The organism is Pseudobutyrivibrio ruminis HUN009, assembly GCF_000703005.1.
GTDB classification, from domain to species: domain Bacteria; phylum Bacillota; class Clostridia; order Lachnospirales; family Lachnospiraceae; genus Pseudobutyrivibrio; species Pseudobutyrivibrio ruminis_A.
In genome coordinates this window covers 2,164,833-2,178,408 of sequence record NZ_JNLH01000001.1, presented here as the reverse complement: position 1 = coordinate 2,178,408, position 13,576 = coordinate 2,164,833, and the positions used below count along the sequence as shown (strand labels likewise).

The following is a 13,576-nucleotide window of genomic DNA, read 5'->3' as shown; positions in this document are numbered from 1 at the left end:
ATGGCAGATATTAGTCCAAAGCCAGTTAAAATTACAGAGACAGTGCTCCGTGATGCACATCAGTCTCTTATAGCAACACGTATGCCTACCTCAATTATGCTTCCTATCATTGATAAAATGGACCAGGTTGGATATAACGCAGTAGAGTGCTGGGGTGGTGCTACATTTGATGCATGTCTTCGTTTTCTTAAAGAAGATCCATGGGATAGACTTAGAAAGCTTCGTGATGGATTTAAGAATACAAAGCTTCAGATGCTTTTCAGAGGTCAGAACATCTTAGGATACAGCCAGTATCCAGATGATGTTGTTGAATACTTCGTTCAGAAGTCAATTGCAAATGGTATCGATATCATTCGTATTTTTGATTGCCTTAACGATATCAGAAACCTTCAGACAGCAGTCAATGCTACAAACAAAGAGAAAGGACATGCACAGGTTGCCCTTTCATACACTCTTGGAGAGGCTTATACACTTGATTACTGGAAGGATATTGCAAAGCGTATCGAAGATATGGGTGCATCTTCAATCTGTATCAAGGATATGGCTGGTCTTCTTGTCCCAGCTAAGGCTTCAGAGCTTGTTTCGGCTTTAAAGGAATCTACAAGCCTTCCTATCGAGCTTCATACTCACTACACATCAGGTGTTGCTAGTATGACATACTTAAAGGCCGTAGAAGCTGGTTGTGATATCATCGACTGCGCAATTTCACCATTCGCACTTGGTACATCTCAGCCTGCAACAGAAGTTATGGCTGCTGCATTCGAAGGAACACCTTACGATACAGGATTTGATCAGGAACTTCTTTCAGAAATTGCTGATTACTTCAGACCATACAGAGAAGAGTGCATCGAGAGCGGTCTTATGTCAACAAAGGTACTTGGTGTAAACATCAACACACTTCGTTATCAGGTACCTGGTGGTATGCTTTCAAACCTTATCAGCCAGCTTAAAGAGCAGGGTAAGGAAGATAAGCTTCGTGAGGTTCTTGAGGAAGTACCTCGTGTACGTAAGGATCTTGGTGAGCCACCACTTGTTACACCTTCATCACAGATTGTTGGAACACAGGCTGTATTCAATGTTCTTATGGGTGAGAGATACAAGGTTGTTACAGAGCAGACTAAGGATATTCTCCTTGGTAAATACGGTCAGACAGTTAAGCCTTTCAACCCAGAGGTTGTAGAAAAGGCACTTGGTCCTGACAAAGATAAAGCTATCACATGCCGTCCAGCAGACTTGCTTGAGCCAGGACTTAAGAAGTTTGAAGAGGAATGTGCTAGATGGAAGCAGCAGGATGAGGATGTGTTATCATACGCATTATTCCCAAAGGTTGCTACAGAGTTCTTCGAGTATCGTGAGGCTCAGCAGACAAAGGTTGATCCTGCAAAGGCAGATAAGGAAAATAAAGCTTATCCAGTATAATTTCATCTATGATGAGGCAATGCAAGATTTCTTGCATTGCCTTTTTTTGCATAGTATAATAAATATCTCAATGATTAGTAAAAGGAGTGTTTATGGCTACTACAACTGATTTAATTTCTAAAATTAATGAAAACTATGGCAGAATGTCAAAGGGGCAAAAGCTTCTTGCAAATTATATTATTGATAATTTTGACAAGGCTGTTTTCCTTACTGCTGCTAAATTAGGGGATATTATCGGTGTATCTGAATCCACGGTAGTTCGTTTTGCTTCTTTTATTGGATATAAAGGTTACCCAGAATTCCAACAAGCATTAGAGGAAATGGTTAGAACAAAGCTCAATACTACAGATAGAATTGAGCTTACAAATGGAGGCATCGAGCAAAATGGAGTTTTGCGTTCTGTATTATCTGCAGATGCTTTAAAGGTTAAAAACACCATGGAGTCCATTGATGAAGCTGCATTTGAAAATGCAGTTGAAGCAATTAATAGTGCCAGAAGAATATACATCGTAGGCCTCCGTACTTGCGCACCTTTAGCTTCATTTTTAGCATTTTATCTTAATATGATATTCGACAATGTAATCAATCTTCAAACTAGCTCTACCTCGGAGCTTTTTGAGCAGATGATTCATATCGGCGAGGAGGATTGCATTATTGGTATTTCATTCCCTCGTTATTCTATGCGTACGCTAAAGGCGTTGGAGTTTGCTAATAATAGAAGAGCTAATGTTGTAACTATTACAGATTCTATTCATTCCCCTATGAACCTTTACAGTTCTTGCAATCTTATTGCTGAAAGTGGAATGCATTATGTAGTAGATTCGCTAGTGGCTCCCTTGTCTGTGATTAATGCATTAATCGTTGAGCTTTGCAATCGTAATCAAGCTACGGTTGCAAACAATTTAGATATGATAGAAAACATTTGGAATGATTATCAATTCTACGAAAATGATGAAATAGATTTGGTGGATGATTCTATTAGAATGAATTATTCAGGAGATTTTAATGAGTAAAGTTATTGTTGTTGGTGGCGGTGCTGCCGGCATGATGGCAGCTTATGCTGCTGGCATGTGTGGCCACGAAGTCACATTGTTAGAAAAAAACGAAAAGCTTGGAAAAAAGATTTATATAACAGGAAAGGGGAGATGTAATTTTACCAATGCCTGTGATGAGACAGATTTCTTCAAGAATGTAGTTAGCAATCCTAAGTTTTTGTACAGTGCACTGTATACCTTCAATTCCGATGCTATGATTGGCTTTATCGAGATGCATGGCACTGAGACAAAAGTCGAAAGAGGAAATAGAGCTTTTCCGGTTTCTGACCACGCTTCAGATATTACAAAGGCCTTAAAAAATGGTCTTGATGAATACAATGTAAAAATTCTTCTTAACACAGAAGTTTCTAATATAATAATAGAAAATGATACAGCTGTTGGAGTATCACTTAAGGATAAAACTCAGTTAAGGGCTGACCATGTTATTGTTTGCACGGGAGGGCTTTCATATCAGACCACCGGTTCTACAGGTGATGGTCTTCGCTGGGCTAAAAAAATCGGTATAGGTGTTACCGATACAAGACCGGCTTTAGTTCCGCTTAATGTAAAAGAAGACTATGTTATGTCGATGCAGGGCCTTTCTCTAAAGAATGTAAATCTTTCTATATATAATGGAAAGAAAAAGCTCTATGATAATTTCGGTGAAATGCTATTCACTCACTTTGGTGTTTCCGGCCCGCTGGTGCTTTCTGCCAGCTCTATTATCGGAAAGACTTTACAGAGCGAAGGTAAGCTTAATGCTTTTATCGACTTGAAGCCTGCGCTTTCTGTTGAGGAGTTGGATGCCAGAATACTTAGGGACTTTAATGATAATATGAATAAGCATCTTAGTTCTGTTCTGAGAGGACTTCTTCCTTCGTCTATGGTATCTGTTTTTATAGAACTTTTAGATATCGATGATAATAGACAAATCAACTCTATCACCAAAGAAGAACGAGCTAATATTATCAAACTACTTAAGAACTTCCCTTTCACCATTACAGGTTTAAGAGAATTCAAGGAGGCAATTGTCACTCAGGGTGGAGTTTGCGTCAAGGATATTGACCCATCCACTATGAAATGTAAAAATATAAATGGCCTTTCTTTTGCAGGAGAGGTTCTGGATTTGGATGCCTTTACAGGTGGATTTAATCTTCAGATAGCATGGTCTACAGGTTATCTTGCTGGACTTAGTATTTAATTAATTTACGGAGGATATATATTATGGCAATGAATGTTGCAATCGACGGACCTGCAGGTGCAGGCAAATCTACAATAGCAAAAGCTGTTGCAGCAAAGAAAGGATATGTATATGTAGATACTGGTGCTATGTATAGAGCAATGGCACTTTATTTTCTGAGAGCAGGTATCGCTTCGGATGATGAGAAAGCCATTTCTGAAAAAGTAGATGAAATAGTTGTTTCTATTAAATATGAAGATGGTGCTCAGCATGTAATCCTTAATGGCGAGGATGTTACTGGTCTTATTCGTACAGAAGAGGTTGGAAACATGGCTAGCGCAACTTCTGTTTACTCTGCAGTTAGAACAAAGCTTGTTGCTTTACAGCAGGAGCTCGCTAAAACTACAGATGTAATTATGGACGGAAGAGATATCGGTACTGTAGTTCTTCCTAATGCTGATGTTAAGGTATTCCTTACAGCATCTGTTGAGTGCAGAGCAAAGAGACGTTTTGATGAGCTTAAGGCAAAGGGTGCAGATCCTGATTTTGATCAAATCGCAAAAGATATCGAAGAGAGAGATTACAGAGATTCTCACAGAGAGATAAGCCCATTGAAGCAGGCTGACGATGCAGTATTAGTTGATAGCTCAGATATGACTATTGATGAAGTAGTTGCTGCAATTATAGACTTATGTAAATAAAGGTATTTTATATGGAAGTAATCTTAGCTAAATCTGCAGGTTTTTGTTTTGGAGTACAAAGAGCTGTTGATGTTGTAAACAAACAAATAGAAGAGGGTGTTTCTCCACTTTATACCTATGGCCCTATTATCCATAATGAAGAAGTTGTAAAAGACTTCGAAAGTCATGGCGTTCAGGTCATGGAAGAGGATTCTAATGAAGATTATGAACCAGGAACTGTTATCATTCGTTCTCACGGTGTCACAAAAGCTGTTGAAGAAGATTTGAAGGCTGCTGGTCACAATGTTATTGATGCAACATGTCCATTTGTAAAAAAGATTCATCGTGCAGTTGATGAACATTCTAAGAATGGTGAGTACATTGTAATCATTGGAAATCCTGATCATCCTGAGGTACGAGGTATAGTTGGATGGATTAACGGAGATAAGTATACTGTTATTTCAGGAGAGCAAAGCGCTAAAGACTTTTCAGTTAATTCTCACGATACTATTTGTATTGTTTCTCAAACCACCTTTAACCACAATAAATTTCAAGAATTAGTTGAAATTATAAAGCAAAAAGGTTATCATATTATTGTTTTGAATACAATATGCGATGCGACTAATAAAAGGCAGGTTGAGGCTTTTGACATTGCGTCACAGGTCGATGCTATGCTTGTTATTGGAAGTAAAAATTCATCCAATACACAAAAGTTGTACGAAATATGCAAAACACGATGCAACAATACTTACTATATACAGACGGCTGATGATTTCCAGCCATCTGACCTTAGTTCCATTGAAAGTGTAGGTATTACCGCAGGGGCATCCACCCCAAACAATATTATTGAGGAGGTTCAAAAGAAATGTCAGAAATGAGTTTTGAACAAATGTTGGAGGAATCATTTAAAACTATACACAATGGAGAGGTAGTAGACGGTACTGTTATTAGCGTAAAGCCAGATGAAATCGTTTTAAATATCGGTTACAAGTCAGATGGTATCATAACACGTTCAGAGTACACAAATGAGTCAAACGTCGATCTTACTACTGTAGTTAAAGTTGGTGATCCTTTATCAGCTATCGTAATCAAGGTAAATGATGGTGAGGGTCAGGTTCTTCTTTCATACAAGAGACTTGCTCAGGAAAAGGGCAACGAAAGACTTGCAGAAGCTTTTGAAAGTGGAGAGGTTCTTACAGCTACAGTTGATAAGGTTCTTAAGGGTGGCCTTACAGTTGTTGTTGATGAGGCTAGAGTATTTATTCCAGCTTCATTCGTATCAGATGTTTATGAAAAGGATCTTGGAAAGTACCAGGGTCAGGAAATCAGCTTTGTAATCACAGAGTTCGATCCAAAGCGTCGTAGAATCATTGGTAACAGAAAGACACTTCTTGTTGCTGATAGAGCAAAGGCTCAGGAAGAGCTTATGTCTAAGATCGCTGTTGGACAGGAATTCGAAGGAACAGTTAAGAATGTTAAGGACTTCGGTGCATTCATCGATTTAGGTGGTGCTGATGGTCTTCTCCATATCTCAGAGATGAGCTGGGGCCGTGTTGAGAATCCTACAAAGACTCTTAACGTTGGCGATAAAATCAAAGTATTCGTTAAGGAAATCAAGGATGGCAAAATTGCTCTTTCTTGCAAGTTCGATGACGAGAATCCATGGAATGGCGCTGCAGATAAGTATGCAGTAGGTACTGTAGTAAAGGGTAAAGTAGTTCGTATGAAGGACTTTGGTGCTTTCGTAGAGCTTGCTCCTGGAATCGATGCACTCCTTCACGTATCACAGATTTCTAAGGATCGTATTGAAAAGCCTTCAGATGTTCTTACAATTGGTCAGGATATCGAAGCAAAGGTTGTTGAATTCAACGATGCTGAGAAGAAGATTAGCCTTTCTGTAAAGGCACTTCTTGAGCCAGAAGCTTCCGATGATGCAGATGTTGCAGATGTAAATATCGAAGAAGTAGCTGCTACAGAAGAATAATTCGTTGACTATTTTAAGGTCTAGGTTTTAAATCTAGACCTTTTTTCTTTTCGAGTGAAATTATTCTTAGAAAAATAACAATAAATACACAAATGATGTATATAATGTATCTATTACGAGTTACAGAAGGATATAAAATATATAGATAGGAGAAGATTGCATGGAGAATTACGATGGATTCAAGAAAGAGGTTTATGATCTCACTAAAATCGATTTAAGTTCCTATAAAGAGAAACAGATGCGTAGACGTATAGATTCTCTTGTAACAAAACATAAATGTAAGGAATATCACGATTACGTTGCACTTTTAAAGAGTGACAAAGAAGTTTTTGATGAGTTTGTAAACTTCCTTACCATTAATGTTTCTGAGTTCTATAGAAATCCAGAGCAGTGGGATCTTCTTACAAAAGAATTCATTCCAGAATTAATCAAACATTCTGGCCAGAATCTTAAGATTTGGAGTGCTGCATGTTCTACTGGAGATGAGCCATATTCGTTAGTAATGGCATTATCACAGCATCTTCCTCTTAACAAAATTAAGATTCTTGCAACAGACATTGATAAGCAGGTTATCGCTACTGCAAAGGTTGGCTTATATAATGCCAAGAGTATTGCTAACGTTCCTGCAGATTTAAAAAAGAAATATTTTACACCAGTAGGAAATTCATTCCAGATAAGTGAAGAGATAAAGAAGTGTGTAGAATTTAAAGAGCATAATTTGCTTCGCGATACATATCCTACAAACTATGATATGATTGTTTGTCGAAATGTATTGATTTACTTTACAGATGAAGCAAAGGACGAAGTATATGACAAATTCTGCAAATCACTTCGTCCTGGTGGCATTCTATTTATTGGCTCTACAGAGCAGGTTATTAATTACAAAGATCTTGGATATAAGCGTCGTTACTCTTTCTATTACGAGAAGAACTAATGCTTAAGCATGTATCTAACAACCTTCAATAGCAGATTAGGAGTAATGTCATTGACATCAACAAATGCCTCTTTTGCTTCATATGAAGGTTTGAATATCCGAGTAGTTCCAATATCGATTTTTTCAGGAAGGGCAAGGAATTGCCCTTCTTTTTTTACCTTACAATCCTGTTTCTTAGCAGGACGACGGCTGTTTTTATCCATGCTTTCTCCTAATGATTTAGGTATTATCATGTCCTCGTTTATCAGATAATAATAGTTTTTATAATCAGGCAGAAAAGTGAGCAGTTCTCCGTTGAATAAATCAAGCGTAACGTATATACGATTGTCCTTTATGATATATATGCCGTAATCTCGTTGTTTATTTATTGAATTTGGAATTGTAATATCTGTTTCAACAATAAATCTAAGTTTATCTGTGTAAAATTCATGAGAAACATATCGTAATTGCGAATTAAATAAATCAGGATAAGCCAGAATATCAGTTATATAAATCATTCCTTGAACGTCTTCATAATTATGAAGAAGAATAAGGTTTTTGGACTCTAAATCACCGGTGAGAGAATACTTTTCGTATACAGGAATAAGCTCGCCGCCGTTATATTTATCATCTCTATTTAACCCTAAATATTGCTCGATAGTTTTTTGCTTATAGTTTGGTAAATCTAGAAGGCATCTGGCTTTTGTTGTTTTTAAATACATATCCATATGATTCTTAGATTTAATCTTGGTATTGAAATTGTATTTTCTACATCGTTCTACGATAAATGATTCGTCAAATCGTGTGGAGTTGAATCCTAGTAGATTATCATAACTCGCCATTACATTTTCGAATTCAGTAATTATTTCGATTTCTTCAGATTCATTAGCCGCCAATAGCTGTGTAATAGTGACAGAATTATCGATTCTTGTAGCATATCCAATTAAATAAATAAAAGATTTCCTAGGAGATAGGCCTGTACACTCAATATCAAAGAAAAGTGTGGTTTTATCAAAATATTTGTCGATTGCATAGCTTAAGTTATCTAATTCATAAGTGTTTTTAATTATTTCCATAATATAACTCGCTTTATAAAGTTTTTTCATTAAATTATACACAAATTTTTCATACTTTGGTATTCGAAAATGTACAATATTAATGATAAATTTTCTCTACTTCAGTATTTTAAATGATATAATTTAATTAACGTTAAAGAAAGAGAGGAGTAAATGCTAATGGGCCTTAGAACATTTAAAGGTGGCGTCCATCCTTATGAAGGCAAGGAACTTTCCAAAGAAAAGCCTATTAAGGATATTAAGCCACAGGGCTTAATGGTATATCCATTATCCCAGCACATAGGTGCACCAGCACAAGCATGTGTCGCAGTAGGCGATAGTGTGCTCAGAGGTCAGAAAATTGCAGAAGCAGGCGGATTTGTGTCTGCACCAATTTTCTCAAGCGTTTCCGGTACAGTCAAGGCTATTGAGCCTCGACGCGTCGCAACAGGCGACATGGTTAATTCTATCATAATTGAAAGTGATGGCCAATTCATTGAGACAGGATTTGAACCTTGCGAGGATTATACAAAGCTTTCCAATGAAGAAATCATCAAGAAAATTCAGGATGCAGGTATTGTAGGCATGGGAGGTGCTGGTTTCCCTACTCATGTAAAGCTTTCACCTAACAATCCTGAGAAGATTGAATATATTATTGCAAACTGTGCTGAATGCGAACCTTATCTTACATCAGACTATAGAAGTATGGTTGAAGAGCCAGAAAAGCTTATCACTGGCATGAAGATTATTCTTCAGCTTTTCCCAAAGGCAAAAGGTTTGCTTGGCGTAGAAGACAACAAATCTGATGTTATTGCATCATTAGAGAAGCTTGTTGAGAATGAGCCACGTATCGAAGTGGTTCCACTTCTTACAAAGTATCCTCAGGGTGGTGAGCGTCAGATTATCAAGGCGTGCACAGGTCGTGAGATTAACTCAAAGATGCTTCCTGCTGATGCTGGATGTATCGTAGACAATGTTGCTACTATAAATGCTATCTATACAGCAATTGTTGAAGGAAAGCCAGTTATGGACCGTATCTTCACACTTACTGGTGATGCAGTTATGGAGCCACGCAACTACAGAATTTGCATCGGTATGAGCTGCAAGGAAATCCTTGAAGCAGCTGGCGGATTCGTTAGAGAGCCAGCAAAAATCATTTCAGGTGGTCCTATGATGGGCTTTGCTGTTATGGATGCTGATATCCCTACAACAAAGACATCAGGCGCGCTTGTTTGCTTATCAGAAGATGAAGTTTCAATGTACGAAACTACTGCTTGTATTAACTGTGGTAGATGTGTTGAGGCTTGTCCTGAAAAATTAATACCTTCTAGACTTTCTAAGTTCTCTGATCACGGAGACAAGGAAACGTTCGAAAAATGGTATGGTCTTGAATGTATTGAATGTGGTAGCTGCAGCTTTGCTTGTCCAGCTAGAAAGCCACTGGCTCAGTCAATTAAGACTATGAAAAAACAAATTCTTGCAGATAAGAGAAAAAAGTAGAAAGGATGGGGTAGAAAGTGAGTAATTTATTAAAAGTTTCTTCATCTCCACATGTCAGAGCGAAGGACGACAGTAGTATTATCATGTTATATGTGATAATTGCCCTTATGCCAACTACACTATTTGGTATTATCAATTTTGGAATTCGTGCATTATTACTTATAGCAGTATGTATCACATCTTGTGTATTATCAGAGTTCTTATTTGAAAAAGCAGTAGGGAAGAAGAATACAATCGGCGATTTAAGTGCAGCTGTTACTGGACTTCTTCTTGCACTCAACTTACCACATACACTTCCTGTATGGCAGGCAGTGCTCGGTAGCGTTTTTGCAATCGTAGTTGTAAAGATGTTATTCGGCGGATTAGGTCAGAACTTCATGAACCCAGCACTTGGTGGACGTGTATTCTTGCTTATTTCATTCGCAGGAACAATGACTCATTTCGAGTACGATGGCGTTGCTGGCCCTACACCTCTTGCATCAATCGGTGGTGGAAATGTAAACACTCTCGATATGTTAATTGGTCGTACAGCAGGTACAATCGGTGAGACTAGTGCTCTTTGTATTTTGATTGGAGCAATTATTCTTATCTTGTTAGGCGTAATTGATTTAGTTATTCCTGGTGTTTATATTCTTACATTCTCCATTTTCGTTATTTTATTTGGAGGACACGGCTTAGATACAACATTCCTTGTTGCGCACCTTTGTGGTGGTGGATTAATGCTTGGTGCATTCTTCATGGCAACAGATTATGTTACATCGCCAATCACACCTCTTGGCAAGGTCCTTTTTGGTATTTGCCTCGGTGTTTTAACTGGAATCTTCAGATTCTTTGGCAACAGTGCAGAGGGCGTTAGCTACGCTATCATCTTCAGCAACCTTCTCGTTCCACTTATCGAAAAGATTACAGTACCTAGAGCCTTTGGAATATCAAAGGAGGTGAAGTCTAATGAATAAATTGGTAAAAGACGCTTTAGTCCTTACCTGTATTACTCTTGTAGCAGGCTTCGCTTTAGGACTTGTATACGAAATCACAAAAGCACCTATTGAGAAAGCTCATCAGGACGCTATGAAGGAAGCATATTCGTCAGTATTTGCAGATGCAGCTTCATTTGCTGAAATTGAGGATTTCGATTCTTCAGCTGCCACAACTTACGTTAATCAGGCAGGATACGGTACAGAGACAATCGATAATTGTGTTGAGGCACTTGATGCTTCAAATAATGTAATTGGATACGTTCTTACAGTTACAACATCAGCAGGATACGGCGGAAATATTACATTTTCTGTAGGTATCACAAATGATGGTATTATCAATGGCTATTCAATTACTGAAATCTCAGAAACAGCTGGTCTTGGTATGAAGGCTAAAGATACAGGTGATGGTTCATTCTCAGCTCAGTTCATTAACAGAGCAGCAGAAATCTTTACAGTTACAAAGACTGGCGCATCTTCATCAAGCGAAGTAGATGCTATTTCAGCTGCCACTGTAACATCGCGTGCTATGACAGGTGGTATTAATGCATGTGTCACCTACTTCGAATCTATTGTAGGAGGTGCTTCTAATGAATAAGAACCTAGAAAGAGTTTATAACGGACTTTGGAAGGAGAATCCTACCTTTGTATTAATGCTTGGTATGTGTCCAACACTTGCTGTTACCACATCAGCTATTAATGGTATTGGTATGGGCCTTTCTACAACAGTCGTTCTTGTTTTATCTAACATGCTTATTTCTGCACTTAGAAATATCATTCCAGATAGAGTGAGAATGCCAGCTTTCATCGTTGTAGTTGCATCCTTCGTTACAATTGTTCAGTTTTTAATGGAAGGTTTTACACCTTCATTATATGAATCACTTGGTATTTACATTCCACTTATCGTAGTTAACTGTATCATCTTAGGACGTGCAGAGAGCTACGCTAGCAAGAATCCAGTCATCCCATCAATGTTCGATGGTATTGGTATGGGTCTTGGTTTCACAGTAGGACTTACTCTTATTGGTATTGTTCGTGAAATTCTTGCAAACGGATCTATCTTCGGAGCAGTTATTGCACCACTTAATGATTATCACATCACATTATTTGGTCTTGCTCCTGGAGCTTTCTTCGTACTTGCTTGTCTTGTTGCCATCATGAACGTTGTTAGACGTAACATGGAAGCAAAGGGTAAGCCACTTCCAGCAGTACAGGGATGCTTAGGCGGAGATTGCTCAGGTTGTAGCTTATCAAGTGCATGTACAGGAAAGTCTTTGGTTCACAAGGCTGATGAGGTTCCACCAGTTGATCCTAAGGATGTTGCTAAGCCACAGGCTGTGCCTACAGAAACAAAACAGACTGCAAATGCAAAGAATACTGAAGATGTAGAGAAATCTGGTTCTGATTCTTCATATGCTGACGATATCGCTGGAAAGGAGGAAAAATAATGAGTTACGTAACAAGCTTAATTCTTTTATTAGTAGCTTCAGCTATTGTTAACAACGTTGTTCTTTCTCAGTTCCTTGGTCTTTGTCCATTCCTTGGAGTATCAAAGAGGGTTGAGACAGCAGCAGGTATGGGTGGAGCAGTAATCTTCGTAATTACTATTTCATCATTTGTTACATCACTTATTTATAAGTTTATTTTGGCTCCTACTGGATTTGAATATATGCAGACAATTGTTTTCATTCTTGTTATTGCTGCACTTGTTCAGTTCGTAGAGATGTTCCTTAAAAAGAGCGTACCTTCACTTTATAAGTCACTTGGTGTATACCTTCCACTTATCACAACAAACTGTGCAGTGCTTGGTACAGCTATCAATAACGTTACTAAGGAATATGACATTCTTGAGTCAGTAATTAATGGTTTTGGTGTTGCTCTTGGCTTTACAATTGCAATCGTAATCATGGCTGGCATCAGAGAAAAGATTGAATACAACGATTTTCCACAGGCTTTCAAAGGTTCAGCTATCGTTCTTGTTACAGCAGGACTTATGGCTATGGCTTTTATGGGCTTCGCTGGAGTAATTTAAGGAGGGCTAACAAATGAGTATAACAGGAATTTTACTGGCAGCTGTTATAGTTGGCGCTACCGGTTGTATAATTGGATTTTTCCTTTGCTTTTCATCTGAAAAGTTTAAGGTAGAAGTTGATCCACGTGAAGAGGCTGTTCTTGCAGTTCTTCCAGGAAATAACTGTGGTGGTTGTGGATATGCTGGATGTTCTGGCTTGGCTGCAGCTATCGCAAAGGGAGAGGCACCTGTAAATCAGTGCCCAGTTGGTGGCGCACCTGTTGCTGCTCAGATTTCTGAAATTATGGGTGTTGCTGCTGAAGAAGGTGTTCGTAAAGTTGCATTTGTAATGTGTCACGGAACATGTGAGAATGCCACACAGCTTTACGATTACACAGGCGTCGAGGATTGCCAGGCTATGGCATATGTGCCAGGTGGCGGTCCTAAGGCTTGCTCTTATGGTTGTATGGGCTTTGGCTCATGCGTAAAGGCTTGTCCATTTGACGCTATTCATATTGTTGACGGTGTAGCTTTAGTTGACAAAGAAGCTTGTAAGGCTTGTGGTAAGTGTGTGGCTGTATGTCCAAATCATCTTATCGAGCTTATTCCTTACGATTTTGGTCACGCTGTTCGTTGTCACAATAATGACAAGGGAAAAGATGTTATGAGCGTTTGTAAAGTTGGCTGTATTGGTTGCCACAAGTGCGAAAAGGTCTGTGAAAGTGATGCTATCCATGTTGATGGATTCTTTGCTCACATAGATCAAGATAAATGTACAAGCTGTGGCAAATGTGCAGAAGCTTGTCCAAGAAAGATCATTTTGTAA

Annotated in this window: 14 protein-coding genes; 13 read left to right on the top strand and 1 reads right to left on the bottom strand. The window is 38.4% G+C overall.

All coding sequences use genetic code 11. From position 1 onward, the window contains the following. From BO15_RS0109860 to BO15_RS0109830, 7 genes are all read left to right on the top strand, one after another. Positions 1-1,419, top strand: coding sequence for an oxaloacetate decarboxylase subunit alpha (locus BO15_RS0109860; RefSeq protein ID WP_033154165.1), 1,419 nt, complete (start codon positions 1-3; stop codon positions 1,417-1,419). Between the two features lie 92 nt (positions 1,420-1,511). Continuing rightward, the gene (locus tag BO15_RS0109855) at positions 1,512-2,432 is read left to right on the top strand and encodes a MurR/RpiR family transcriptional regulator (protein ID WP_033154164.1); all 921 of its coding nucleotides are present in this window, start codon (positions 1,512-1,514) and stop codon (positions 2,430-2,432) included. After that, complete coding sequence (locus tag BO15_RS0109850) at positions 2,425-3,654, top strand: NAD(P)/FAD-dependent oxidoreductase (protein ID WP_033154163.1); 1,230 nt, start codon at positions 2,425-2,427, stop codon at positions 3,652-3,654. The genes BO15_RS0109855 and BO15_RS0109850 overlap by 8 nt, the downstream gene beginning before the upstream one ends. Positions 3,655-3,677: 23 nt before the next feature. Further along, the gene (gene cmk / locus BO15_RS0109845; RefSeq protein ID WP_033154162.1) at positions 3,678-4,334 is read left to right on the top strand and encodes a (d)CMP kinase; all 657 of its coding nucleotides are present in this window, start codon (positions 3,678-3,680) and stop codon (positions 4,332-4,334) included. Positions 4,335-4,345: 11 nt separating this feature from the next. Further along, the gene (ispH, locus tag BO15_RS0109840) at positions 4,346-5,191 is read left to right on the top strand and encodes a 4-hydroxy-3-methylbut-2-enyl diphosphate reductase (protein WP_033154161.1); all 846 of its coding nucleotides are present in this window, start codon (positions 4,346-4,348) and stop codon (positions 5,189-5,191) included. Then, a complete protein-coding gene (gene rpsA / locus BO15_RS0109835; protein WP_033154160.1) occupies positions 5,179-6,297 on the top strand; it encodes a 30S ribosomal protein S1 in 1,119 nt (372 codons plus the stop codon). The genes ispH and rpsA overlap by 13 nt, the downstream gene beginning before the upstream one ends. Before the next feature lie 160 nt (positions 6,298-6,457). Continuing rightward, positions 6,458-7,231 carry a CheR family methyltransferase gene (locus BO15_RS0109830; protein WP_033154159.1) on the top strand — a complete coding sequence of 258 codons (774 nt, stop codon included), beginning with the start codon at positions 6,458-6,460 and terminating at the stop codon, positions 7,229-7,231. Here the strand turns inward: BO15_RS0109830 and BO15_RS0109825 are convergent. Continuing rightward, positions 7,228-8,286, bottom strand: coding sequence for a ribonuclease H-like domain-containing protein (locus BO15_RS0109825; protein ID WP_033154158.1), 1,059 nt, complete (start codon positions 8,284-8,286; stop codon positions 7,228-7,230). The genes BO15_RS0109830 and BO15_RS0109825 overlap by 4 nt on opposite strands. A 159-nt stretch (positions 8,287-8,445) precedes the next feature. Here BO15_RS0109825 and rsxC point away from each other — a divergent pair, with 159 nt between their 5' ends. From rsxC to BO15_RS0109795, 6 genes are read left to right on the top strand one after another with little or no spacing between them, the layout of a single operon-like run. Beyond that, on the top strand, positions 8,446-9,765 hold the full coding sequence (rsxC, locus tag BO15_RS0109820; protein ID WP_033154157.1) for an electron transport complex subunit RsxC: 1,320 nt from the start codon (positions 8,446-8,448) through the stop codon (positions 9,763-9,765). 17 nt (positions 9,766-9,782) lie between these two features. Beyond that, positions 9,783-10,721: an RnfABCDGE type electron transport complex subunit D gene (locus BO15_RS0109815; RefSeq protein WP_081828627.1), complete on the top strand. Its 939-nt coding sequence runs from the start codon at positions 9,783-9,785 to the stop codon at positions 10,719-10,721. Further along, on the top strand, positions 10,714-11,337 hold the full coding sequence (locus BO15_RS0109810) for an RnfABCDGE type electron transport complex subunit G (protein WP_033154155.1): 624 nt from the start codon (positions 10,714-10,716) through the stop codon (positions 11,335-11,337). The genes BO15_RS0109815 and BO15_RS0109810 overlap by 8 nt, the downstream gene beginning before the upstream one ends. Beyond that, positions 11,330-12,187 (top strand): electron transport complex subunit RsxE, encoded by an 858-nt coding sequence (rsxE, locus tag BO15_RS0109805; protein WP_033154154.1) that lies wholly within the window; start codon positions 11,330-11,332, stop codon positions 12,185-12,187. Before BO15_RS0109810 ends, rsxE begins: the two co-directional genes overlap by 8 nt. Next, on the top strand, positions 12,187-12,771 hold the full coding sequence (gene rsxA, locus BO15_RS0109800; RefSeq protein WP_033154153.1) for an electron transport complex subunit RsxA: 585 nt from the start codon (positions 12,187-12,189) through the stop codon (positions 12,769-12,771). Before rsxE ends, rsxA begins: the two co-directional genes overlap by 1 nt. A gap of 13 nt (positions 12,772-12,784) precedes the next feature. Continuing rightward, positions 12,785-13,576, top strand: coding sequence for an RnfABCDGE type electron transport complex subunit B (locus tag BO15_RS0109795; RefSeq protein ID WP_033154152.1), 792 nt, complete (start codon positions 12,785-12,787; stop codon positions 13,574-13,576).

Bases quoted from the DNA above. Each gene is read 5' to 3' on its own strand.
- BO15_RS0109810 (WP_033154155.1), top strand. From the start codon at position 10,714: ATGAATAAATTGGTAAAAGACGCTTTAGTCCTTACCTGTATTACTCTT.
- ispH (WP_033154161.1), top strand. From the start codon at position 4,346: ATGGAAGTAATCTTAGCTAAATCTGCAGGTTTTTGTTTTGGAGTACAA.
- rsxC (WP_033154157.1), top strand. From the start codon at position 8,446: ATGGGCCTTAGAACATTTAAAGGTGGCGTCCATCCTTATGAAGGCAAG.
- BO15_RS0109850 (WP_033154163.1), top strand. From the start codon at position 2,425: ATGAGTAAAGTTATTGTTGTTGGTGGCGGTGCTGCCGGCATGATGGCA.
- BO15_RS0109825 (WP_033154158.1), bottom strand. From the start codon at position 8,286: ATGGAAATAATTAAAAACACTTATGAATTAGATAACTTAAGCTATGCA.
- rpsA (WP_033154160.1), top strand. From the start codon at position 5,179: ATGTCAGAAATGAGTTTTGAACAAATGTTGGAGGAATCATTTAAAACT.
- BO15_RS0109860 (WP_033154165.1), top strand. From the start codon at position 1: ATGGCAGATATTAGTCCAAAGCCAGTTAAAATTACAGAGACAGTGCTC.
- BO15_RS0109795 (WP_033154152.1), top strand. From the start codon at position 12,785: ATGAGTATAACAGGAATTTTACTGGCAGCTGTTATAGTTGGCGCTACC.
- BO15_RS0109830 (WP_033154159.1), top strand. From the start codon at position 6,458: ATGGAGAATTACGATGGATTCAAGAAAGAGGTTTATGATCTCACTAAA.
- cmk (WP_033154162.1), top strand. From the start codon at position 3,678: ATGGCAATGAATGTTGCAATCGACGGACCTGCAGGTGCAGGCAAATCT.
- rsxA (WP_033154153.1), top strand. From the start codon at position 12,187: ATGAGTTACGTAACAAGCTTAATTCTTTTATTAGTAGCTTCAGCTATT.
- rsxE (WP_033154154.1), top strand. From the start codon at position 11,330: ATGAATAAGAACCTAGAAAGAGTTTATAACGGACTTTGGAAGGAGAAT.
- BO15_RS0109855 (WP_033154164.1), top strand. From the start codon at position 1,512: ATGGCTACTACAACTGATTTAATTTCTAAAATTAATGAAAACTATGGC.